This window comes from Tenacibaculum aestuarii (assembly GCF_964510395.1).
GTDB classification, from domain to species: domain Bacteria; phylum Bacteroidota; class Bacteroidia; order Flavobacteriales; family Flavobacteriaceae; genus Polaribacter; species Polaribacter aestuarii.
Map to the genome: position 1 here is coordinate 142,398 of NZ_CAZEFY010000004.1, position 22,108 is coordinate 164,505.

22 protein-coding genes and 1 pseudogene are annotated in these 22,108 nt (G+C 29.5%); 22 read left to right on the top strand and 1 reads right to left on the bottom strand.

All coding sequences use genetic code 11. The features are described 5' to 3' along the window. The first annotated feature begins 56 nt into the window (after positions 1-56). The 6 genes from moaA to ACKTSU_RS13760 all read left to right on the top strand — a co-directional run bounded on the left by moaA (position 57) and on the right by ACKTSU_RS13760 (position 5,152). Complete coding sequence (moaA, locus tag ACKTSU_RS13735) at positions 57-1,046, top strand: GTP 3',8-cyclase MoaA (RefSeq protein ID WP_408037083.1); 990 nt, start codon at positions 57-59, stop codon at positions 1,044-1,046. 172 nt (positions 1,047-1,218) lie between these two features. Next, positions 1,219-2,409 carry a molybdopterin molybdotransferase MoeA gene (locus ACKTSU_RS13740; RefSeq protein ID WP_408037084.1) on the top strand — a complete coding sequence of 397 codons (1,191 nt, stop codon included), beginning with the start codon at positions 1,219-1,221 and terminating at the stop codon, positions 2,407-2,409. 3 nt (positions 2,410-2,412) lie between these two features. After that, positions 2,413-2,817: a hypothetical protein gene (locus ACKTSU_RS13745; protein ID WP_408025995.1), complete on the top strand. Its 405-nt coding sequence runs from the start codon at positions 2,413-2,415 to the stop codon at positions 2,815-2,817. Continuing rightward, on the top strand, positions 2,814-3,290 hold the full coding sequence (gene moaC / locus ACKTSU_RS13750; RefSeq protein ID WP_408037086.1) for a cyclic pyranopterin monophosphate synthase MoaC: 477 nt from the start codon (positions 2,814-2,816) through the stop codon (positions 3,288-3,290). The genes ACKTSU_RS13745 and moaC overlap by 4 nt, the downstream gene beginning before the upstream one ends. Continuing rightward, positions 3,283-4,392, top strand: coding sequence for an NTP transferase domain-containing protein (locus ACKTSU_RS13755; protein WP_408037087.1), 1,110 nt, complete (start codon positions 3,283-3,285; stop codon positions 4,390-4,392). Before moaC ends, ACKTSU_RS13755 begins: the two co-directional genes overlap by 8 nt. 196 nt (positions 4,393-4,588) lie before the next feature. Further along, the gene (locus ACKTSU_RS13760; protein ID WP_408037088.1) at positions 4,589-5,152 is read left to right on the top strand and encodes a Crp/Fnr family transcriptional regulator; all 564 of its coding nucleotides are present in this window, start codon (positions 4,589-4,591) and stop codon (positions 5,150-5,152) included. On the opposite strand, the gene ACKTSU_RS13765 is transcribed toward ACKTSU_RS13760, so the two are convergent. After that, positions 5,149-5,613: a nucleoside deaminase gene (locus ACKTSU_RS13765; protein ID WP_408037089.1), complete on the bottom strand. Its 465-nt coding sequence runs from the start codon at positions 5,611-5,613 to the stop codon at positions 5,149-5,151. The two genes, ACKTSU_RS13760 and ACKTSU_RS13765, sit on opposite strands and share 4 nt — an antisense overlap. A gap of 474 nt (positions 5,614-6,087) precedes the next feature. On the opposite strand from ACKTSU_RS13765, the gene ACKTSU_RS13770 reads away from it, so the two are divergent. The 16 genes and pseudogenes from ACKTSU_RS13770 to ACKTSU_RS13845 all read left to right on the top strand — a co-directional run. Then, a complete protein-coding gene (locus ACKTSU_RS13770) occupies positions 6,088-6,465 on the top strand; it encodes a hypothetical protein (protein WP_408037090.1) in 378 nt (125 codons plus the stop codon). 19 nt (positions 6,466-6,484) lie between these two features. Beyond that, positions 6,485-7,513: an MBL fold metallo-hydrolase gene (locus ACKTSU_RS13775; RefSeq protein WP_408037091.1), complete on the top strand. Its 1,029-nt coding sequence runs from the start codon at positions 6,485-6,487 to the stop codon at positions 7,511-7,513. 142 nt (positions 7,514-7,655) lie between these two features. Continuing rightward, positions 7,656-7,982 (top strand): nuclear transport factor 2 family protein, encoded by a 327-nt coding sequence (locus tag ACKTSU_RS13780; protein ID WP_408037092.1) that lies wholly within the window; start codon positions 7,656-7,658, stop codon positions 7,980-7,982. A 32-nt stretch (positions 7,983-8,014) separates the two neighbouring features. Then, on the top strand, positions 8,015-9,178 hold the full coding sequence (locus ACKTSU_RS13785; protein WP_408037093.1) for an alpha/beta hydrolase-fold protein: 1,164 nt from the start codon (positions 8,015-8,017) through the stop codon (positions 9,176-9,178). 299 nt (positions 9,179-9,477) lie between these two features. Next, on the top strand, positions 9,478-10,227 hold the full coding sequence (locus ACKTSU_RS13790) for a hypothetical protein (protein WP_408037094.1): 750 nt from the start codon (positions 9,478-9,480) through the stop codon (positions 10,225-10,227). Positions 10,228-10,565: 338 nt separating this feature from the next. Then, positions 10,566-10,922, top strand: coding sequence for a hypothetical protein (locus ACKTSU_RS13795; RefSeq protein WP_408037095.1), 357 nt, complete (start codon positions 10,566-10,568; stop codon positions 10,920-10,922). Next, on the top strand, positions 10,919-11,449 hold the full coding sequence (locus tag ACKTSU_RS13800) for an OB-fold protein (protein ID WP_408037096.1): 531 nt from the start codon (positions 10,919-10,921) through the stop codon (positions 11,447-11,449). Before ACKTSU_RS13795 ends, ACKTSU_RS13800 begins: the two co-directional genes overlap by 4 nt. A gap of 199 nt (positions 11,450-11,648) precedes the next feature. Next, positions 11,649-12,482 carry a TRADD-N-associated membrane domain-containing protein gene (locus tag ACKTSU_RS13805; RefSeq protein WP_408037097.1) on the top strand — a complete coding sequence of 278 codons (834 nt, stop codon included), beginning with the start codon at positions 11,649-11,651 and terminating at the stop codon, positions 12,480-12,482. A gap of 22 nt (positions 12,483-12,504) precedes the next feature. Further along, the gene (locus ACKTSU_RS13810) at positions 12,505-12,978 is read left to right on the top strand and encodes a hypothetical protein (protein ID WP_408037098.1); all 474 of its coding nucleotides are present in this window, start codon (positions 12,505-12,507) and stop codon (positions 12,976-12,978) included. 277 nt (positions 12,979-13,255) lie between these two features. Then, positions 13,256-13,990, top strand: a complete 735-nt coding sequence (locus ACKTSU_RS13815) for a hypothetical protein (protein WP_408037099.1) — start codon at positions 13,256-13,258, stop codon at positions 13,988-13,990. A gap of 115 nt (positions 13,991-14,105) precedes the next feature. Continuing rightward, a complete protein-coding gene (locus ACKTSU_RS13820) occupies positions 14,106-14,789 on the top strand; it encodes a recombinase family protein (protein WP_408037100.1) in 684 nt (227 codons plus the stop codon). Between the two features lie 295 nt (positions 14,790-15,084). Then, complete coding sequence (locus ACKTSU_RS13825; RefSeq protein ID WP_408037101.1) at positions 15,085-16,338, top strand: OB-fold protein; 1,254 nt, start codon at positions 15,085-15,087, stop codon at positions 16,336-16,338. A gap of 154 nt (positions 16,339-16,492) precedes the next feature. Continuing rightward, positions 16,493-17,488: an AAA family ATPase gene (locus tag ACKTSU_RS13830; RefSeq protein ID WP_408037102.1), complete on the top strand. Its 996-nt coding sequence runs from the start codon at positions 16,493-16,495 to the stop codon at positions 17,486-17,488. A 5-nt stretch (positions 17,489-17,493) separates the two neighbouring features. Beyond that, positions 17,494-19,956, top strand: a complete 2,463-nt coding sequence (locus ACKTSU_RS13835; RefSeq protein WP_408037103.1) for a S8 family peptidase — start codon at positions 17,494-17,496, stop codon at positions 19,954-19,956. An 80-nt stretch (positions 19,957-20,036) separates the two neighbouring features. Then, positions 20,037-20,849, top strand: coding sequence for a MerR family transcriptional regulator (locus ACKTSU_RS13840; RefSeq protein WP_408037104.1), 813 nt, complete (start codon positions 20,037-20,039; stop codon positions 20,847-20,849). 122 nt (positions 20,850-20,971) lie between these two features. After that, positions 20,972-21,751, top strand: a pseudogene (locus ACKTSU_RS13845) (recombinase family protein); the annotation flags it as partial. Positions 21,752-22,108: the final 357 nt, after the last annotated feature.

Genomic DNA, 22,108 nt, shown 5'->3' on the forward strand with positions numbered 1-22,108 from the left:
TACGATTTTTTAGCCTTTTAAAAAGGTATCAACGCTAGTTTTAGTACCTTTACGATATGGGTAAACTTATTGATAATTTTGGTAGACAAATTAGTTATGTTCGGTTAGCGGTAACTGACCGCTGTAACTTGCGTTGCCAATATTGTATGCCTGCACACGGTATTGATATTGTGCCTCGTAAAGAACTGCTTACCTACAAAGAAATGTACCGTATAATTCGTGTGCTTACAGAATTAGGGGTGAACAAAGTTCGTTTAACAGGTGGCGAGCCTTTTGCACGTAAAGATTTTATGTCGTTTTTAGAGATGTTATCGTACAACGATTTACTAGATGCTATCAATATTACCACCAATGGAGCGCTTGTTTCTAAACACATCAAAGACCTAGAAAAACTTGAAAAAATAAAAACCATCAATTTAAGTATTGATAGTTTACATGCCGATAAGTTTGCCAAAATTACACGTCGTGATGTATTTCCCGAAGTATATAAAACATTTGAATTACTAGAAAAAAGTTCGTTGAATTTAAAATTGAATGTAGTAGTCCAATCTGGTTTTAACACTGATGAGATTAACGATTTTGTACAGCTTACTAAAGATAAAAATATTGCAGTTCGTTTTATTGAAGAAATGCCTTTTAATGGAAAAGGACAACGAAATGCAGAAGAGGTTTGGAACTATAACAAAATCTTAGATAAGATACAATCTAAGTTTACTGTTACTGAACTTCCCTCAAAAAAATCATCTACTTCTAGAAACTTTTCTATAGAGAATCATAAGGGAACTATAGGGATAATACCTGCATTCACTCGTACTATTTGTAATGATTGTAACCGAATTAGAATTACCTCTACAGGAACTTTTAAAAACTGTTTGTTTGATGATGGTGTTTTCAACCTACGAGATTTTATTAGAAATGGTGCCAACAATGAAGATTTAAAAGCCTTGTTTTTATCACTCATAAAGGAAAAGCCTGAAAATGGTTTTGTGGCTGAGGCTAGTAGAAAAGGCAATGTAACCGAAAGTATGAGTACAATAGGCGGATAATTATGATATATAGTTTACTTTCTATATTAATTGGAGTTATAACTTTACTTTTTGTTTTTAAACTCCACAAAAAAGACGATAATCTATGGGATATTTCAACTTCATTGAAAGGTCTTGTAGGTGGGTTAGTTCTTATCACTGTAGGTTTAATAACTTTATTTAAAGGATGGAAATGATTACAGTAGAAGATGCTAAACATATAATTTTAGAAAACACGCAAAATTTCGGAATTGAAGAAATTCCTTTTTTAGAAGCTGCCGGAAGAGTTTTAAAGGAAGATATTGTTGCTGATAGAGATTTTCCTCCATTCAACCGAGTGGCTATGGATGGTATTGCTATCAATCATCGTTTTTTTGAATATGGTGTTCGCGATTTTAAAATTGAAGGAATCCAAGCTGCTGGAAGTCCGCAACAAACACTAGATAATGCAGCCAACTGTTATGAGGTTATGACAGGAGCTGTATTACCTAACAATACTGATACAGTAATTCGCTATGAAGATGTTGATATTAATACCTTAATGGCTACCATCAATATTGACGAAATTACTGAAGGGCAAAATATTCATGTACAAGGTTCTGATAAAAGCAAGGATACTATTTTAATAAAAAAGAACACTATAATTTCTGCTGCTGAAATAGGGGTTTTAGCAACTGTAGGCAAAGCTATAGTTAAAGTAGCTAAACAACCTAAAGTAATGATTGTTTCTACGGGTGATGAATTGGTTGATGTAAATGAAAACCCGTTAGATCATCAAATTCGTAGAAGTAATGTATACACATTAGTTTCCTTATTAAACGATTTAAAAATTCCAGCAGAAACAGCCCATATTACTGATGAAAAACAAATCTTAAAAGAAAAAATAGAATCTTACTTAAAAGAATATGATGTGCTATTATTTAGTGGAGCTGTTAGCAAGGGGAAGTTTGATTTTTTACCTGAAGTTTTAGATGAATTGGGTGTTAAAAAATTATTCCACAGAGTTTCGCAACGACCTGGGAAACCATTTTGGTTCGGCACTACAAATAACTGCAATGTGTTTGCATTCCCTGGAAATCCAGTTTCAACCTTTGTAAATTGTTTGGTCTATTTTTACCCTTGGTATTATAAATCTGTTGCAGTTTCTTCCGAAGAAAAAACAGCAATTTTAGTAAAAGACATTACTTTTAAACCTAATCTAAGCTGTTTTTTACAAGTAAAATTAACTTCTGAAAACGGACAAGTATATGCAACTCCAATACAAGGAAATGGCTCAGGAGATTTGGCTAGCTTAGTAGAAGCAGATGGTTTTATCGAGTTCCCGAAAACCGAAGAAGTAGCATTTAAAGAAGGAAGTGTCTTTCCGATTATTAAATTCAGATAAAATATGAATAGGTTTTTTAGTTTTTTGCATGACCGTGGCTTAATAACCGGAGGAACCTTAATACTTATAATCGGCCTTTTAATTATAAATAACGGACTAAAAGAAAAACAAATAGCTCAAGAAAGCAACAAAGTAAAAGTTAAAGTAATTGATTGTTATAAAACGACAAATAATAATTATTTTTTAAAATTTGAATTCAATAAAAAAACATTTACAAAAAGAACTAAAGCTTATTACTGTAATAGTGTTTCCAAAAATGAAGAAATTATAATGTTAAGCAATAAGCAACTAAGTCGTTTTATTTTTTTAGATGAGATTGAAAAAAACAACAATTTCACATCTGGTACTATCTTAAGTCTATTAGCTATTATAATAATTTTTAAAGGTTTTAAGCAAAAGAATAAATGAGCAACTTTTCCCACATAAACGAACAAAACCAACCTAAAATGGTAAATGTTTCTGATAAAAAAATCACGAAACGTACCGCTATTGCCAAAGCAACTATGTTTTTAGGTTCAGAAATTGTGAGTCATTTTACCAACGATGAACTCATTACTAAAAAAGGACCTGTTTTTCAAACCGCTATCATTGCTGGAATTCAAGCAGTAAAAAAAACTTCAGATATCATCCCAATGTGTCATCCTTTGTTAATCAACGGAGTGGATATTGACATCAATGTTGTAGACGATGAGCATGTAGAGGTTTTTTGTAAAGTGACCATTGAAGGAAAAACAGGAGTAGAAATGGAAGCACTTACAGGTGCTTCAGCAACTTGTTTAACCATTTACGATATGTGTAAAGCTATCAGTCAAAAAATGGTGATTCAAGAAGTGAAATTGGTAGAGAAAACTGGTGGTAAATCGGATATTAAAAATGGATAAAAAACATACTAAGCATACGAATCTAGTTAAGAAGTATAATGATAATTTTGCGCCTAATGAAATTGCATTCTTGGGTACAAAATGCGGAGTTATTGCTAATTTAGTTCATAAAGTTTCAAAAAGATTATCGAACTATAACTTAGGGTATTTTGATGCTTCACATGCTAAAGATGTCGAGCAAAATACGTTAGCTGAATATACCTTTCATCATGAAGGAAATTTACAAATAAACACTTCATCACCTGTAAACAAATACGAACAACGTTTACAGTTTTACAATCACGATTTTGTCTTTATTAATGGAAATCATTACCAAGGAGCGAAACAAATTTTGATTTTAGATGACGAAAAAGAAGCTTCTGTAAAAAAAAGGTTAGACCAATTAACAAACATCCAGTTTATAATTAAGTTGAATGAAGACTCAAGGTATTTTGATTGTTTACTAGAACGTTTTCCAAACATCAAAAATATAACCTCTTATACAATTAATGAGGTTGATAAAATATCTAATCATATACATAATCTCATTAAAGAAAATATTGCACCCGTAAAAGGATTGGTTTTAATAGGCGGAAAAAGCACTCGAATGGGACGTGACAAATCAGAGTTAGTGTACTATAAAAAACCTCAAAAAGAACATGTAAAAGAGTTGTTAGAAAGCTGTTCTTTAAAAACTTTTTATTCTGTTCAAGCCTCCTCAGAAAAAGAGAATGAAATTCATGATACGTTCTTAAACTTGGGACCTTTTGGAGGTATTTGCTCTGCTTTTCAAAAAGACCCAAACTCAGCATGGTTTGTTATAGCTACAGATGTTCCGTTTGTAAATAATGAGCTTATTCAATTGTTATTACAAAAGAGAAATCCGTCTAAAATAGCAACTACTGTAAAAGGGAAAAACAAAGAATTTCCTGAACCTTTAATTACAATTTACGAACCAAAAGCTTACGGGAAATTATTAGCCTATTTAGCACAAGGTTATTCTTGTCCTCGTAAAATGTTAATTAATTCTGATATTGAGATTATTGAAGTTGATGATAATTTAATTAGAAATATTAATACCCCTGAAGAGTTTGAACAGGTTAAGAAAAAGATAGAATATTGATTTGCTTTGTTTATAACAATAAGCTTAAAAAAAATGTAAGTAAATAAAAAGTCTATGTTTGACCGAAAAGTTAATACGTAAAAATCCGCTACTATTCTTATACGAGACCGTTGTGTGTAATTCTTCACGTCATGAAAAAACCTAAATTTTAAATCAGTTAATTTTGTCTCTTTAGTAAAAAAAACATAACATCTATATGATTAGAGTAGACAAAAATATTTTAAATTATATTTTATCTTTAGAAAAAAAATCGAGTGAATATATTATTTTGCAGCAAGTCGAACCAAGAAATAAGATTGTAAAGCAAGATCATAACACATCTCATGTTTATGTATTAAAAAGTGGGATTTGTAAATGTTATTTAACTACTGAAGACGGAAATGTTTATATTCAAGAATTTTTTGGAGAAGGCCAACTATTTGGAGAGGTAGAAGCTATACATGACATTATAAGTGTTTGTTCTGTAGAAAGTATTAATGAAGTTCAAGTCTATGCAATAAATAAAAGTTATTTTAAAAAACTTTTAAGTAATGACAAGAATTTTAATGATTTAATTTTAAAAACACTTACTAATAAAATTGCTTATAAAGCGCATAGGCATTCTTATAATCAATTTAATTCTATATCCTCTAATATTATAAGACTAAAAAAGATTTTTCCTGAATTAACACAAGTCATATCTAAAAAAGATATTGCTAATTATCTAGGAGTAACATTAAGGAGTCTAAACAGAGCTTTAAAAAATCAAATTCAATCTTAATTTTTTTCATGAATCTTCAAGACCTCATCTTCTAATATTGGACCAACAACTTTTACTTCACGACCTCCCTTACTAAGTACTTCACGCGAACCAAGTTCAAAGACCCAATTAAGATTTTCTCTACCTACGTTATCATAGAAAGTTTTTTTACTTAATCCAAAAACTAGTTTACCAATACCACTCCAATAAATTGCTGATGAACACATTGCGCATGGCTCGTCACTGGTGTATATAACACATGTGTTTAAAACATTATAATCATAAAGTTTACAAGCTTCTCTAATTAAGTTTATTTCAGCGTGTGCCAGACAATCATTATCCGTATTAATTGTATTTTCTCCTTCTAGTAAAACTTTTCCGTCCGCATCTGTTAAAATACACCCATAAGGTAAATTCCCTTTTTCTTTTGCTTGTTGGGCTACTATAATTGCTCTCTCAATTCCATTTTTATATAAAGGCATAACTACAATTTGTTAATGTCACCAAAATAATCAATAACTCAAAAAACCTTTTTGTGTTTTCATTGTTTTAATTTCTTAAAGCAAATGAAATAGTTTTAGATTTTTTGACAAAGGACAATTGTCCTTTTAGATAAACTTTAAAAGATTGAATTTTGTAATTTATTCGAAATTTAAAATTATTCTGATGTCATAAAAAAATAACAAATTGACTTTATAATTGAAATAGATAATATTAAACTCATCAACCATAAAACAAAACTAAAACAGTAATTAGTATATGTGAATTACTTAAACTAAAGTTAGGAGATACATTTAGAATGGAAATCTGTCATAACTTAAGTCATATAGTAAAGGCTATAAATAAGCTTAATAACAACTTAGATTAAAAAAATGACCTATTTAAAAAAAATAATGATTCTTGGTTTTCTTATTTCTATTTTCAGCTATAAACAAAGATATTATAACAACACTCTTATGAAAGACGAAGTAAAAAAGGAAAAAATTTTACCCAAAAAAGGGGCGTGGAAATCTACTGGAGGAAACCTCTTTTGGATTAATATTGTTAATGAAAACGTTTTTTGGTTAGGAATGAACAACAAAACACCTGAAACTGAATTAGCTGAAAATTGGTGCCATGTTGGGAATGGAAAAATAAAGGATAACCTAATAACTTTAGAATGGGCAGATATACCTATTGGTAGCGACAATTTAAATGGTAGAATAATTATTGAAATAATAAGTGAAGTACAAATGAAAGTTATTGAAGACTCAGGAAACTTTGGGATGTCTGTTTGGAACTGGGAAAAAGAGCACTTAACCCTTAGTCAAATAGTTAACAGACATCATTATTAAAACATTATAAATCAAATAAATGACACTAATATTAAATAAGTTTTTATTGTTTAAGAACAATCTAGGAATTTTAATTATTTGCTTACTGCTTTGTTCTTGCAATAACAAAAGTTCAAAAACAGAAAAATCGACTAAAAAAGAAATAAACTCTGAAATCTTTAATGCTGTTCGTATAACAGAAAATATTTACAGCATTATTTCGCCATCATTTGGGTTACCAACTCCCGAAAACAAAGGATGGAATTCTAATGCTCATTTTATCATTACCAAAAATGGTGTTTTACTTTTTGACACGGGTTCGTCTGAATCAATAGGACACAAAATAAAAAGAACTATTGCATCTGTTACTGACCTTCCTGTTCGTTGGGTGGTAAACTCCCATAGTCATGCAGATCATTGGCTAGGTAATGCCGCCTTTACTGATACTGCAACTGAAATTATCACAAGTAGACACGCATTAACTGAAATGAAAAAAAACGGAAAAGATGATATTGCTTTTTACAATAAAGTTACTAAAGGTGAAATAGGTTCGACTAAACTCATATTACCCACCTTAGTATTAGACCAAATTCTAAAACGCAATTTTGGAGGTATTGAAGTTGAGTTTATTTTAGTCAACGGAAGTCACTCGTCTGGAGACATTATAATGTGGCTACCAAAACAAAAAATTATTTTTGGAGGAGATGTTTTAAGCTCAGACTGGATGCCGATAATCACTGACGAGGTAAATATCCCAAGTTTAATCAATACACTTAATTCTATCACTGAATTAAATCCAAACAAAGTATTAACAGGGCATGGTAATACAACCACAGTAAAATCAATTGAACGGGATGTCTTTTTATTATCTAGTTTATGGGAGCAGGTAATACTTGATTATAAAAATGGAAATAAGCCTGACAAAACACTTTTAAGAATTAAGACTGAATTAAAACCTAAATATGAGTCTTTATACAAAAATTATACAACAGAAATTGAACGATATGTCAAACATATGTATTCTTTACAAAACAAAGCTTCTACTAAAACTAATTCACAAAACAACTAACTATCCATGTATAAGAATCTATTTTTCATTCATTTTAATAATTTTTATTAAAATCAATACTATTGTTGCTCAAGAAGTTACCAAAGCACATATAGATTCAACAAACACAATACTAACCAAATATTACGATCTTAACTTAAAAATGTTTCAAGCAGGTTCTACTGTTAAAGATGTTGATAACGCATTCAATCTATTTACTGATGATTTTACATATACACATTCAAAATTTAATGGGTTTTATACTCGTGAGAGCTTGTATAAAAGTGCTTTAAGAAACCTAAATGAAGGCAATTATGATGGTCGGGTTACAGGCTTTAAAATCGAAAGTAAAATGATAGGTTTAAAAGCGGCAGCTGTTCAAAAAAGATTCGTAGAAAAAAAGGATGGTATGATTGTAGAAAGCAAATTGCAAATGACTCTTTTTAAATTTAGGAATGGTAAAATTTATTGTATAGAAGAATATTGGTAATAGCTTTTCAATAAGCGATAAAATCAAGCAACATGAATAAATATATTATTTCAACACTACTTTTAATTTTCTGTTTTAAACAAGCTACATCACAAGATGCTAAACAAGTAATTGTTGGCACTAAACATAGCCTCCATTCCAATATTCTAAATGAAGATAGGAAGTTTTGGGTTAGCCTTCCCGAGTCTTACAATGACCAAGCATCTTCACACAAAAAATATCCATTACTTATTATACTAGATAGTAACATACATTTTAAGGCTATAACTGGTATGGTAGATTATATGAGCTCTGCTTATAACCTTAAAATTCCGGAAATGATTGTAGTCGGTGTCATAAATATTGATAGAAGGCGAGATTTTACACCAGATAAAATAATTACCGTAAGAGAAAACAATACAGGCGGTGGCGAAAAGTTTTTACGTTTTCTAGAAGATGAACTCATAAAAGAACTAGATGAAAATTATAGGACAGCATCTTATCGAATATTGTTTGGGCATTCTTTAGGTGGATTAATAACCACACATGCCTACATGAAAAAAAATACTGTTTTTAACTCCTTCATTGTCGTTGACCCTAGCTTTGGAACGTGGGATTCCAAGACCATGGATACTAAATTAGATGCCATAACTCAAAAATCGTTTAAAAGATTTTTATATATAGCTACTGCCAATTGGGGGAAAAGAAATATTACAAACAGAGATCGTCATATGAGGTTATATGAGTCATTAAATCGTAAATGTGAAGGCTATTTCCCTGCAAAACTAGAATACTTTGAAAATGAAAACCATAGTTCAATTTCACTGATTGCTTTTTACAATGGTATCTCTACTATTTTTGATGGATATAGAATTTACTATCGAAATATAGAAACTGTAGAACAACTTAAACAACACTTCCAGATACTTTCCCAGCAACTTTCTTGGAGTTTCAAACCACCAGAAGCTCTCGTGAACCGAGTTGGTTACCGTATGCTTCAAAGCAGCAATAAAAAAGATAAAGTAAAAGCATTATCTTTTTTTCTTTTGAATACAGAAAGCTTCCCTAATTCGTATAATGCTTTTGATAGTTTAGCGGAGGCTTATGAAGTACTTGGAGATAAAATAAATGCTATTAATAATTACAAAAAATCTTTATCACTAAATCCTAATAACGAAAACGCAACGATGAAAATAGAAAGTCTAAATGAAAATTAGATTTCACAATAATTTATAAATTTACTAGTGGAGTTTGAGAGAATTTAACATTTTTCATCCTTCTTTTTTTAATTTTTTGAAAGAAAGGGTTTTATGTCTCAATTTTTTCTTAGCTTTTTATTTTTACTTAAGATAATTATACTGAATATACTTACTGCGAAGTATTAGTACCCAGCCCGAAACTACTTTCGAACCAAGTTTACTTAGGCTTTAAAAAATTATATGAGTTAAAGCCTGTTTTAAAAGAGGCTGGATTACTGTCCATAATATCAAATAACAGCAGAAAACAAGCTTAAGGTATGAAAGAACTTTATACTTCCATACCCGTAGGCTTATGCCAATATTGTATATACAACCGAAAGATAAATCATCTTAAAGTATACCTATACTTAAAATTTACTTCAAGCGGTCATGTGAAGTACATAAGTAATCCTTTTGAAAAAACTAAAGAAATTGCAGAGTACTTAAACCTCAATGAAAAGACTATTAAAAACTGTCTTAATTGGTTAATTAAAGAAAGTTGGATTGTAATATTTTCCTCTATAAAATCCATAAGAATAATAAGCTATACTAAGTTATGTCGAGCTTTAGATATTAAAACTAAGAGAGCTTCAATTTACGAGAATAATACATTTGAAGATTTAAAAAACTTTTGTTGTGCTGTTTTAATAATCTATTACAGAAACTACAAAAGATGGTGCGATAGAAAGTCGGTATCAAAAAAAGGTCATACCAGACTTCGCTCCTATAAAAGAAACAAAGGTTATTATTCTCTTCCTTGTTTATATCTCGCTAAATGTATTGGTGTTAGTAAAAAAACGGCATATACATACAAACAACTTGCTAAAGCTTATGGATACATAGAGATTCGAAAAAACATTAATCCTTTAGAAATTGATGGGGTCAAATTAACAAATGATCATAAGAACTCTTTACAGATGATAATGGATATAAATTTAAACAGAGTCAGAAAAGGTAAAAAATACCTGAGATATGTAGAAGCAGACCTTATTAAGTCTAATATAATTATTAAATCTAAGAAGTATTAGTATATGAAAAAAAGGAAACGGTAATAAAGGGATCTAAGGGAAAATAAGAGTCATGAGATTCAATTCTCTAAAGACAATAAGAAAGTCTAACACTAAAAATTAAAAACATTTGATAATTAGAAGTAATAACTTATTTACAAAGAAAAATATAGACTGTTTATAATAAATTCTAAAAGATATCCAGAATACGGGAAACCATAAAGAGTTTATATGTTTTTATATTTTATTTGTTAATCAAATTATTAAACTAAATGAGGAAACAGTTGTTTTTTTGGCATATAACCACACTTTTAATCGGTGGGCTTATTTATATCCTTTTTCGATCTTCATCTCTTTTAATGTTTAATTGGTACAAAGTTATTGGTATAAACGAAGCTTTAAATAACTTAAGAAAATATACAATTCCTTATGCTGAAAATATTCCTAGATGGGTTTTATTTTCACTTCCTGATGGACTTTGGATATTCTCTTACATCTGTTTAATATTATTCATTTGGAAAAATTATGTTTCCTTAAAAAATATTTTTTGGATATTAATAATTCCTGTTTTGGCAGTCTGTTCAGAGTTAGGTCAGCTTTTTAGTCTCATAAAAGGAACTTTCGATTTTACCGACTTAGTACTTTACTCTTTCGGAATGACTTTACCTTTTATATTTTTTAAAAAATCAATTAATTATAAACTTCAAATTTCATGAAAAAAATTCTACTTCACCTTGCTTCTACTTCTGTTTTAATTTTATTCTTATTCATTGCCTTTGGTAGCATGGATGAAAATAAATCAGAAGCTTCTAACCAGCCATCAGCTTCTGAAAAAATACAAGCAGATAAAAGTCTAAATCAAGCTCAAAAAGACAGTCTTTTATTAATTGAAAGACAAAAAGAAATCGAAACAAGAGAAAATCAAACTGTTTCTGCTAAAAGTTTATACTATTCTTATCAACAAAATGAGGTAAGTGCAGATAACGATTTCAAAAATAAATGGTTTTATGTTGAAGGAATAGTTGATGATATCAAAAAAGATTTTATGGATAACATTTATGTAACATTGAAAACAGGCGAAATAATAGGAAGTGTACAATGTTTTCTTGATGATGCTAATGTTGCCTCTCAATTACGAAAAGGACAACGAATTACTGTCTATGGTAAATGTAGTGGATTAATGATGAACGTTTTGATGAAGAAATGTAAAGTAGTTAAAAATTTATCTGATTTAAAAAAATGATAAGAATCGCTTGAAACTAAGTACATAATATGTAATTATCAAAATAACAAATGGTAAAGTCTTTGAAACTCTATAATTTTTTACTAATTGTCTAATAAGGTTATAGCACAAATATTCTATTTATCACAAGAAAACTAACTTGATAAGAATTATATTTATTGCTTTGTAACATATTAAGTACAATTTAGAGTTCAAAAAAATGATAGACGAAATAGAAAAGAAAAAAGAGAAAGAGAACAAACCATCTGCTTTTGTTATTTGGTTAAAATACACTAACAAGTGGTTTAGATTAATCACTATTATATTAACAACAGTATTATTTTTAACTATTATAATATCTGCTTCCTATTTTTTATGCTACTACTTACTTATTAAACTTTGGAACTGGGGCTTTACAAATGGCGGCTTTTGGAGTGGATTTTTTGCGATTTATGGAGCATTAATGCTAATTATGATCCCTATACCTTTATTAAGTGGTTTTTTTGGATGGATTGAAGATGTTTTTGATATATATGCAAACGATGCTCAAAAAGAATTTCAGAAAAAACTTGACGAAATTAATAAAGAAAGACTTACATATGAAGATAAACTTGAAAAAACTGATTCAGAACTTTTAATCCCGTTAATTACTTACAGTAAACTTGAACTTGAAACATACTACAAATTAGGTCTAAGTCAAACGCAAAAAAGTTATAAATACAGTATTATAGCTATGTGGGCAGGATTTGTTTTAATAATTTTTGGAATAATTATTTATCTTATTCCGTCTGATATTCTCGAAATAAATAATACAGAAGTTTCTGAAAAAATCAAGCTTATAACAATTTCAAGTGGTGTAATTATAGAATTAGTTTCTGGGCTCTTTTTATGGGTTTATAAAAATTCGATAACTCAATTAAATTATTTCTACAGTAGGCAAATATTTATTCATAACTCCCTTTTTGCTTTTAGAATTGCTCAAACAATGAAAGACTCTGACGGAGCTAAAAAAGAAATCGTTAGTAAAATATTAGATTTTAATTCAAAAAAATAAACTATACCTAAAAACAAATATTATGTACCAAGACCTAACATTCTCTAATGTAGTCTCCTTTTTAAAAACATTTAAAGGAGATGAAATTTTATTTAGTAATTCATATTGTGGAAATTATATTGATCACAGTTCTGAAATAATTGGTGTAACACACTCATCTTTAAGAGTCAAAGTTGACTCAATGTACCCAAATCCCGATTGTGTTGATAAAAATAATGAAACGGACGTTAGCATTGGTTCTATAAAAAGTATTATCCACAAAAACAATAAGTTTAAAGAATTTGAAATAGATGGTAAAATACTTAGCTTACAAGCTATTCTTAAACTGAAGAAAAAATCTTTTGACCCGATTGAGCAAGTAAAATTAGATAAGCTATTAGAGAAACTTAATACCTTTTACAAGAAAATACTTCTTGAAGGAACTCAAACAAAAGAAAATGTTGATAGGGAAATAAACATAGAACGATACTATGAGTTGTTTGACAATTTAAACTAAAATCAATTTATCAAGAACACTTATAAAAAATTAAAAATATGATCCTGAAATAAAAATCTTAGTCTTTTTGACACATTAAGTATAGAGAAAAAAAGTAAACGGTTATAAAGGGATTATAAGGGAGGCGAGGGATCACACCTTAATCTATCTCAATTCTAAGTGAAGAACCGATAGATTAGTAATTTAAGTTACTAAATAGCTACTAGAAGGCTTACAAACTATCAATTTTATTCACAAATAATCTTTTCTAAAACCTTCTTTTTTCGTATCTTTAGTAATGACAAAAGATACAACTATCATTACAGCTCCGTTTGTGTATACATCGGAGCTGTTAATTCAAAATTACCTATGTATTAGCGTAACAGGTAAAGTTTACGGTAACTACAAACAAAAAGAAGAAATAGAAAGAATCAGAGGCTTAAACACTTATAGATTCTATCATAACCAAAAAGCAAAAGATTACTTTGCTTGCTATCTTTTATACAGAGACAATCTTGAAAGATTAGGGATAGAAAGAATAAAAACTACCATTACCTCCCTCCTAAACAAACACAGTAAGTCAAAAGTAGCTCTTTTAGGTTACGGAATCGCTAACGAATTTTGTTATAGATATATTCTAAGCGATTTTCTTAATCAAAACAACATCAAGACTACCGAGTACATTAAAAGCTCTATAAAAGCCCAAAAAGAGTTTTGGAAACACAATGAATATAAAGCTAGAGGACATTATAACTTGACCGATGAGTTAGTAGGAAAAACATTAGAAAAAAGTCAATGGATTTTTGCTAAAACAACACCTAAAAATCCTCATTACTATACTTTGAAAAAGGATTTTGACAATAATGAACTCTTTTTACAAATAGTGTCCCATATCAGATTTTTTGGTAATCCTGAAATCTTTGAAGGTGTTTTATATAGAGTATTTTATTATAATGGTTACAAATACTGGGAGCACCCTTGTGATGTATTGAATGAGGAAGTAATTTTAATCAACAGGAAAATTTTGGAGTAATACAAAATAATTCTACAAAAATTCAACACATAAAAAAGGAGAAATAAGAGAAACTAAAGGTAGTAGCAATACCCGTTAAAACTCTTAAACGTCCCATTAAGAAACGTTACAAAAAATGAAATATATAAGTTACTATAGAGTTAGCTCTATTAAACAAGGTAATTCAGGTTTAGGACTAGAAGCTCAAAAATCAGCTGTGAGCCATTTTCTTAACTCTAGCGACAAATTACTATTCGAATACCAAGAAGTTGAAAGTGCAAAGCTGGATAAACGCCCTGAACTACTTAGAGCTATACAACATTGCAAAAATGAAAATGCAACTCTTTTAATTGCGAAGTTGGACAGGCTCTCTAGAAACGTACAATTTATTTATATGCTCAAAGAAAGTAATGTAAATTTTGTTTGTGCCGATATGCCTGATGCTAATTCTTTAACTATCGGAATACTTGCTGTATTGGCGCAGGAAGAAAGAGAGCTTATAAGTAAAAGAACAAAGTTAGCACTTACAGAACTTCGCAAAAAAGGGGTAAAACTTGGCTCTCCTCAAAATTTAACCATACAAGCAAGACAAAAAGGAACGGAAGCTATAAAACAAAACGCTTTAAACAACCCTCAAAACAAAATGGCTACACTAGCAATAGTAGGAATGCGAGAAAATCAAAAATTTAGCTATCGAAAGATTGCTAAACAACTTAATGAGAATGGCTACAAGACTCGAAGAGGCAAAGAATTTACAGCTTCACAAGTTTTAATACTTTATGACAGATATAAAACTCATTCGTTAGCAATTAATTTGTAATTTTGATATTCAACAAAATTTTTTTTGTAGTAAAACAAAAAATTGAAATATAAGAGTATAAAATAATTTTAATAAAAATATAGATTAGCGTTAGCTTGAATCTTGCTTGAGAAAACCGCCAATTTTAAAAAGCACACAAGATTAGGACTAATGCTCACGTTTCGGCGTGGGCTGTTCTTATTGTGTGCAGGGTGCTTGGCGGTACCTCTTAAGCCTTAAGTTACAGTACCCACGCTTTTTTGTGAATTTTAATCTTAGCTTTTTGGGACTGAAAGCTCTTAAAAATTTCAGTCAAATGAACATCTTTAAAAAAATTGTTTCAATCTTATTAATCCTATCAGGTTTAAGTGGGTTTATCCGTAAAGAATTTATTCCTTCTCTACTCTTAATCTTCTTAGGTCTAGTTATTTTTCCTAGTATTTCTTTAAAAATTAAAGAAAACTTTAAACTGTGGAATAATAAAGTAATTCGTTATGGTTTCTATTTATTCCTATTACTAATTTCAGGAGCATTTATTAAAACACATGATGGATCTTCTTTTAATGACAATTCTTTTACCTCTGATTCTGAAAAAAAACCTTCTAAATACTATGAATATGCACAAAAGGTCAAAAATTCAGTAGAAAAACTATCAAGAGAAAACTTACAGAATAGAGAACAAACCATAAATGACATAAAAAACACCAAAACCTACAACGATTTAGTTATCAATAAGGTGGTTTCTTCCGAGTATTTACCTTTATTAACAGTAATAAATAACGGTGTAAGATCCATCTATACAAATCCTAATGGACAAGAACGCTTTACAATAGAAGAACCTTTGGTTATAGATGTTGAAAAATCAGAAAATAGTTCAGACAAAATGAGCTTTGCTGTTTCTTCAATACAATTGGCAACAGAAACAAAAGGTGGTATTCCAACTGAAATTATAGATGTTTTTGAGAGGTATAGAAAAAAATATAATCTTTTTGGAAATTCTAGTAAGATATATAATCCTGAAAATAAGGATACAGAAGAAATTAATAAACCATATGATATGACAGGAATATTCAATTTATTAGATCCTAATAATGAGACCTTTCTAAATAAGCTCTTTGAAGCTAATAATTCTGTTAGTTCGTGGTTTACTATAAAAAAAGACCAAACATTTCTCTATCCTTCTATATCGAGCTTAAAAGAATATAAAAAACATGTTAAGAAAGTATATCCAGATAGTCCATATGTTTTAAATGTAGATTTTGAAGTAACTGCTAAACAGCTTTTCGACACTTACGAAAAAAATGAAGTAGCTGCTGATGAAAAATACAAAAACAAAAAAATAGCTGTTACTGGTATTATTAACGAGATAGGAAAAGACATTACTAATGCACCTTATGTAAGCTTGAAAGTAGACTTCTTGAAAAATGTTACATGCTATTTCAGTTCTGAAAACAATAAGATAATATCCAAATTACAGAAAGGGCAAAAAATAACGATAGCTGGAACTTGTAAAGGAAAGTCTTTAAACATGCTCGTTGTAGTTAAAAATTGTAAGGTATCGTATAATTAAGCTTATAATTTATCTAAAAAATTAAAAGCCTCTATTACATGTAATAAAGGCTTTTGGTTTTTAAGAAAAAAATCACTATCTATACGGTGTCATTTATATAAGAATGTGGTAATTTTGTGATAATTTAAAATAAATTTCATTTACTAAAAATAATATGAATCAGGCATTATTAACAAGACTGTTTAAATCCATTGATGGAGATTCTAATACTTCATTGATTAAAATTGCCTATAGTATTATTGAGGATGAGAAAAGGAAAGGTCATAATAGATTAGCTGATAAATTAGACGCAATTATTAGTGAAAATATCATTTCCAAAGAAAAAAAACCTAAACTAAAATTAGCTAAGGAAAAGGTATATAAAATGCCTTTAGACAGAAGATATAGGCTACCTTTAGCTACTCATATAGAAAGGGATTATTTAAGGAGAGATATGGTTTTATCTCAAGAAATCGAAGATAAAATTCTAAGAATTGAAAAAGAATATCTGGCTAGAGAAAGATTAGCCAAATATGGTCTTAAACCTAGAAAAAAGATTTTGCTCTATGGTTCATCGGGGTGTGGTAAAAGTATGACCGCTGAGAGGTTAGCTTGGAATTTAGGGCTTCCTTTTTATAAAGTTAGGTTTGATACCATAATGTCATCTTATCTAGGAGAATCTGCTTCAAACCTTCAAAAGTTATTTGAAAGTATTGAAAGTTACCCATGCGTACTTTTACTTGACGAATTCGATATTATTGGAAAACAAAGAAATATCTCTTCTAATGATGTTGGTGAAATACATCGAATAGTCAATATTCTTTTAGGTTTATTGGAAGAATATGACGGAGAAGGTATAATAATTGCTACAACAAATTTAGAAGGAAGTTTAGATAAAGCTTTATTTAGGAGATTTGATGATTTTATTGAACTACCTAAACCTACAGAAAAAGAAATTACGGAACTCCTAATTAAAACTTTTTCAGCATTAAAATTAGGTAAATCTATAAACCTAAAGAATTATGCTAAAAAAATGTTAGGATTATCTTATGCTATCATTGTAAAGATAGCTAACGATGCTGCTAAAAAAGCAGTTATTAATTCAAGTAAAGAAATTTCAACTGATTACCTAGATATAGCTTTAGAAGAAAATCAAGCTATAAATATGTAATTTAGATGGAAAAATTTCCTCATTTAAAATTTTCAGAAAAAATAATTGGTACAGCTCGAAACTTTGGAGGTGGAGAGACTAATGATCTAACACGTAAGAATAAAAATAACCGTAAAGAACATAGCGGAAAATTACAACGCTGGGTCACAAATTACCAACAAGACTGGAGTGAAAGCTATGAAAATAGAAAAAAACTAGATCTCGCATCAATTAATCTTGAAATTCAACCAATTTTTCTTCAAATAAACCCTGATATAATTAACACAGGGTTTAACCTTGAAAGCTTTGGTATTGAAATAATCTCCGAAGAAGAAAATGGTTTCATAATTGGTGCGTCTCTGGATAACTTTAGAACATTAAAAGAAAAGATAAACGATTTTGCAGAAAACACTTATGGCTCAGCTAAAATAGCTGATTTCTGGCAAATTTATGAAGGCAATAGAGATGTTTGGAAACCAAAATACATACTATCGGAAGAATTATATGCTAAGTGGGGAAATATAGACAATAAAAGTAACTATAAACTTGAAGTCTCTATCGCATTTGATAAGCCTATTGGCCAAGCTCCAAACCCAGAAAAAAGAGGGTATGAAAAAAAACTAGAAGCATATGAAAAAAGTCTTATTGATAGAGATGTCTTAATGCTGCAAAGACAAGACCACTTCGAAGAGTTTATAAACCACTATGGAAATATAACCAGTACAATTGTTGAATTAGAAGATAGCTTTGCTTGTGAAGTAGAAATAAGTGGAAAGGGATTAAAAGACCTAGTTATAAATTATCAATTTGTTTTTGAAGTAACTGAAGTAGATGAAATCAAAGGCAATAAAGGAAATTTTTCAGATTTACCAAATTACGATCTAGAAATAATAAGCCCTAATGAAGATAGTCCAGAAATAGGGGTTATTGATAGTGGTGTAATGGAAAACCATAAGTATATAGAGCAATCTATAATCCCTAAAAACTCAAAGTCTTATGTTAATTCAACTTCCTCTACAGCTGATGAAGTTAAAGGAGGAGGACATGGTACAAAAGTAGCTGGTGCGATTTTATATCCTGATGGTATAACACATCTTGAAGAACCATATCAACTTCCTTTTTTTATACGAAACCTAAGAGTTTTAGATAAAAACAATATGCTTTGTAATGAGTTTCCTGCTGAACTAATGAAAAGTATAGTTGAAGAAAATAAAGATTGTAAAATTTTTAACTTGTCAATTAATTCTTCATCTCCCCATAGATTAAAACATATGAGTACTTGGGCAGCAATGCTAGATACACTAACCCATGAAGAAGGAGTATTATTTATAAATTCAGTAGGAAATATTCCTGAAATAGAAATAAAACATCAATTCACTAGCGGTAATACTTATCCAAAATATCTGGAAAAAAACAACTATAGAATTGCTAACCCTGCTCAAAGTAGTTTTTCTTTATCTGTTGGATCTATTAATCACTTATCACTAGAGAATGATAATTGGGCTTCAATTGGTGATAAAGATGATATTTCTTCTTTTTCTAGAATTGGAACAGGGATATGGGGAAAAATTAAACCTGAGATAGTAGAATACGGTGGTACTCATAAAGTTTCAAAAGATGGAAATTTTATGATTAGTTCTAATGGCACTTCTATTGAGTTAATTAACTCAACATTACATGGAGGCTCTGCCTTTGGAAGTGATTCAGTAGGAACTTCTTTTGCTGCACCTAAAGTAAGTCATATAGTTGGACAATTAAAAAAACTATATCCTACAGAAAATGTTAATCTTCTTAGAGCTTTGGTTATACAAGGAGCTAGATTACCTCATGATTTATATAAAAGCCCTACAGAGCAAGCAATAAGGTTTTATGGGTATGGCATACCTTCGTTGAAAAGGGTTACTAAAAACACAGAACACAGAATCACTTTTTATAGCACAAACTTAATTAGTGCAGAAGAAGGTCAAATCTATTCTTTAAAAATACCCGAATCAATCAGAAATCAAGGTGATGAGTTTGATATTTTAATTGAAGTTACCTTAGCATATACTGCTAAAATTAGAAGAACCAGACAGAGAACAAAGTCTTACCTTTCAACATGGTTAGATTGGAAAACTTCTAAAATTAATGAGTCATATGAAGAATTTAAAGAATTTGCCCTAAAACAAATTGAAGAAAGAAATACTGAATATGATAAAGACGCTAGAGGCAGTTTAAGTAGTTTCGGTTGGAAAATACATAATAGATCAGATTATGGAGATGCTAAGGGGATAAACAGAAATAATAGTACTGTTCAAAAGGATTGGGCAATAATTAAATCATATGATCTTTCAGAAGATATAAGTTTTGCAGTATTAGGTCATAAAGGATGGGATAAAAACAAAGAAGAAATCCCTTATGCCTTAACCGTTTCTTTAGAAATTTTAGGTGCTAACATACCCATTTATAATGAAATAAGAATAGAGAACGAGATTCAAATAGAAGTTTAATTTTACCTAAAGGTTTCTTTTTTTATTTTTTTGTTACTCTAAGGTAATATTTTATATATTTGTATAAAATATTACTAGACATGGATATTAACAAACTAAAAGATCTATCTCCAAAAATTCAAGAGAAGGCAATAAATGAAATCCTTAATAATACTTCTGAAAACCTTTATGAGCTAGCTAACAGCAAACTTCTTAATTATTGCTTACATGAAAATAAATCTGGAATAAAAGTTAATATAACACCCAAACTTTTAAATGATTGGATAAAAAAGGGTATAGTCCATATTTCAGAAGATGATAAAGGAAAAGTCAAAAGGTTTGATAAACTAGAAAGCATTTGGCTGCATCTAATTGCAGATTTAAGGAAATTTGGTTTTCCTCTCGAAAAAATCAAACACATACGTGAGCAATTAGACTTCAAAGTAAAAAATTTTACTTACTTCAAGTACAATGTTTTAAAAACAATATTTGGTGAAGAAAATTATATGTTAATTTTTGAAACTGGTGAAATTTCCTTTATTTCTATAGAAACATATCAAAGACTAACTAAGAGAGGGAAATTCCCTATTCATCTCACAGTAAACTTTACAGAATACGTAACTAAAGTATTTAAAAATAATTCTTTTAGTATTGATTTTAATTATCTAGAAAACATCAATGATATTGAAAGAACAAAACTATTATTCTTCTTAAAAACAAACTCCTTCAAAGAAATTAGAATTACTGTGGAAAAAGGAGATACTAGATTAATTACAGAGTCTAGTGAACTAGAGAACAACAGTAAATTAAAAGAAATACTTATCAATTGGAACTTTTCTAATATGACTATTATAATAGATGATTATATTGAAGTTGATATAGTTAATACTGGTAATACAACTAATGGGAAATAAGAGGAGAAAAATAGTAGAATCCCCCTCTGAAAAGCTTACTGAAGAGGATAAAAAGAAAATTAGAGACTTTCTTCGTTCTCAGGCTAGGATTATAATAGATTGTTTTGAACAAAATAAAGTAGATGAAAAAGTATAAACGCGCTATTGGTTATGCAAGAGTAAGCACTTCTGAGCAAAGAAAACTTGGAAATAGTCTTAAAAATCAAGTTGACAACATCAATAATTTTTGTGATAGAGAATCAATTCTTTTAATGAAAATCTTTCAAGAAAATGCCTCAGCAGCAAATTTTGAACGACCAAAGTTTATTGAACTATTAGAATATTTGAAAAAGTATAAAGGAGAAATAGATGTTCTTCTTGTAGATAGACACGATAGATTTTCTAGAGATACGGAAAGCGCTCTAACTATGACACGAAAGTTAAATAATTTAGGTGTAGAAGTAAACTTTGTAAGTGAGTGGCAAGAAGATGTAAACTCAACAGATGCTAAAATAATAAAAACTTTACGCTTTACCTTTGCAGAAGTAGAAAGACAAAAAATTCGACAAAGAACCTCAATGGGACAAAGAGCATCGCTAAGCGATGGAAGATACACTAAAACACCTCCATTAGGATTTAGTTTGGCAAAAAACTCTCAAGGAAAAACTTATATTGAGCCAAATGAAAAAGCTCCACTTATTAAGCAACTATTTTATGATTATTCTCTAGGGTTATACACCCAGAAAGATCTTGTTAAGAAATATAAAGAAAAAGGACTTAAGATATCTAAATCTCAAATTAGTAGAATGTTAGATAATGTTTTATATAAAGGATACATAGATTTAAAGGAACATAATATCCCTCCTTATTCTGTTATAGAAGCTCAGCACGAAGCAATAGTTCCTTACGATATATTTGAAAAAGTACAACTTATAAAAAATGGTAAAACCAATCAAAAAGGAAGTACTAGAACAGTAAATGAAAATTTTCCATTAACCAGCTACATCATTTGCGATAAATGCGGTAACCCTTTTTACGGTTCTAACTCAAATAATGGGAAAAAGAGAAAGAATACAAAATATTATAAATATTATGAATGTAAATCAGATTGTAAATGTGAAGAAAGGTATCAAGCTGAAATAATCCATCATGAATTTAATAAGCTATTGAAGAAGATAAAGCCCTCGGAAGAAATCATAAGCCTTTTTAAAGATGTTTTGATAGAAGAATATAAAAAGAGTACATCTGATAGACTATTAGCTATAAAGGATATTGAAAAC

Coding starts and splice junctions, on each gene's coding strand:
- moaA (WP_408037083.1), top strand. CDS start 57: ATGGGTAAACTTATTGATAATTTTGGTAGACAAATTAGTTATGTTCGG.
- ACKTSU_RS13740 (WP_408037084.1), top strand. CDS start 1,219: ATGATTACAGTAGAAGATGCTAAACATATAATTTTAGAAAACACGCAA.
- ACKTSU_RS13745 (WP_408025995.1), top strand. CDS start 2,413: ATGAATAGGTTTTTTAGTTTTTTGCATGACCGTGGCTTAATAACCGGA.
- moaC (WP_408037086.1), top strand. CDS start 2,814: ATGAGCAACTTTTCCCACATAAACGAACAAAACCAACCTAAAATGGTA.
- ACKTSU_RS13755 (WP_408037087.1), top strand. CDS start 3,283: ATGGATAAAAAACATACTAAGCATACGAATCTAGTTAAGAAGTATAAT.
- ACKTSU_RS13760 (WP_408037088.1), top strand. CDS start 4,589: ATGATTAGAGTAGACAAAAATATTTTAAATTATATTTTATCTTTAGAA.
- ACKTSU_RS13765 (WP_408037089.1), bottom strand. CDS start 5,613: ATGCCTTTATATAAAAATGGAATTGAGAGAGCAATTATAGTAGCCCAA.
- ACKTSU_RS13770 (WP_408037090.1), top strand. CDS start 6,088: ATGAAAGACGAAGTAAAAAAGGAAAAAATTTTACCCAAAAAAGGGGCG.
- ACKTSU_RS13775 (WP_408037091.1), top strand. CDS start 6,485: ATGACACTAATATTAAATAAGTTTTTATTGTTTAAGAACAATCTAGGA.
- ACKTSU_RS13780 (WP_408037092.1), top strand. CDS start 7,656: ATGTTTCAAGCAGGTTCTACTGTTAAAGATGTTGATAACGCATTCAAT.
- ACKTSU_RS13785 (WP_408037093.1), top strand. CDS start 8,015: ATGAATAAATATATTATTTCAACACTACTTTTAATTTTCTGTTTTAAA.
- ACKTSU_RS13790 (WP_408037094.1), top strand. CDS start 9,478: ATGAAAGAACTTTATACTTCCATACCCGTAGGCTTATGCCAATATTGT.
- ACKTSU_RS13795 (WP_408037095.1), top strand. CDS start 10,566: ATGTTTAATTGGTACAAAGTTATTGGTATAAACGAAGCTTTAAATAAC.
- ACKTSU_RS13800 (WP_408037096.1), top strand. CDS start 10,919: ATGAAAAAAATTCTACTTCACCTTGCTTCTACTTCTGTTTTAATTTTA.
- ACKTSU_RS13805 (WP_408037097.1), top strand. CDS start 11,649: ATGATAGACGAAATAGAAAAGAAAAAAGAGAAAGAGAACAAACCATCT.
- ACKTSU_RS13810 (WP_408037098.1), top strand. CDS start 12,505: ATGTACCAAGACCTAACATTCTCTAATGTAGTCTCCTTTTTAAAAACA.
- ACKTSU_RS13815 (WP_408037099.1), top strand. CDS start 13,256: ATGACAAAAGATACAACTATCATTACAGCTCCGTTTGTGTATACATCG.
- ACKTSU_RS13820 (WP_408037100.1), top strand. CDS start 14,106: ATGAAATATATAAGTTACTATAGAGTTAGCTCTATTAAACAAGGTAAT.
- ACKTSU_RS13825 (WP_408037101.1), top strand. CDS start 15,085: ATGAACATCTTTAAAAAAATTGTTTCAATCTTATTAATCCTATCAGGT.
- ACKTSU_RS13830 (WP_408037102.1), top strand. CDS start 16,493: ATGAATCAGGCATTATTAACAAGACTGTTTAAATCCATTGATGGAGAT.
- ACKTSU_RS13835 (WP_408037103.1), top strand. CDS start 17,494: ATGGAAAAATTTCCTCATTTAAAATTTTCAGAAAAAATAATTGGTACA.
- ACKTSU_RS13840 (WP_408037104.1), top strand. CDS start 20,037: ATGGATATTAACAAACTAAAAGATCTATCTCCAAAAATTCAAGAGAAG.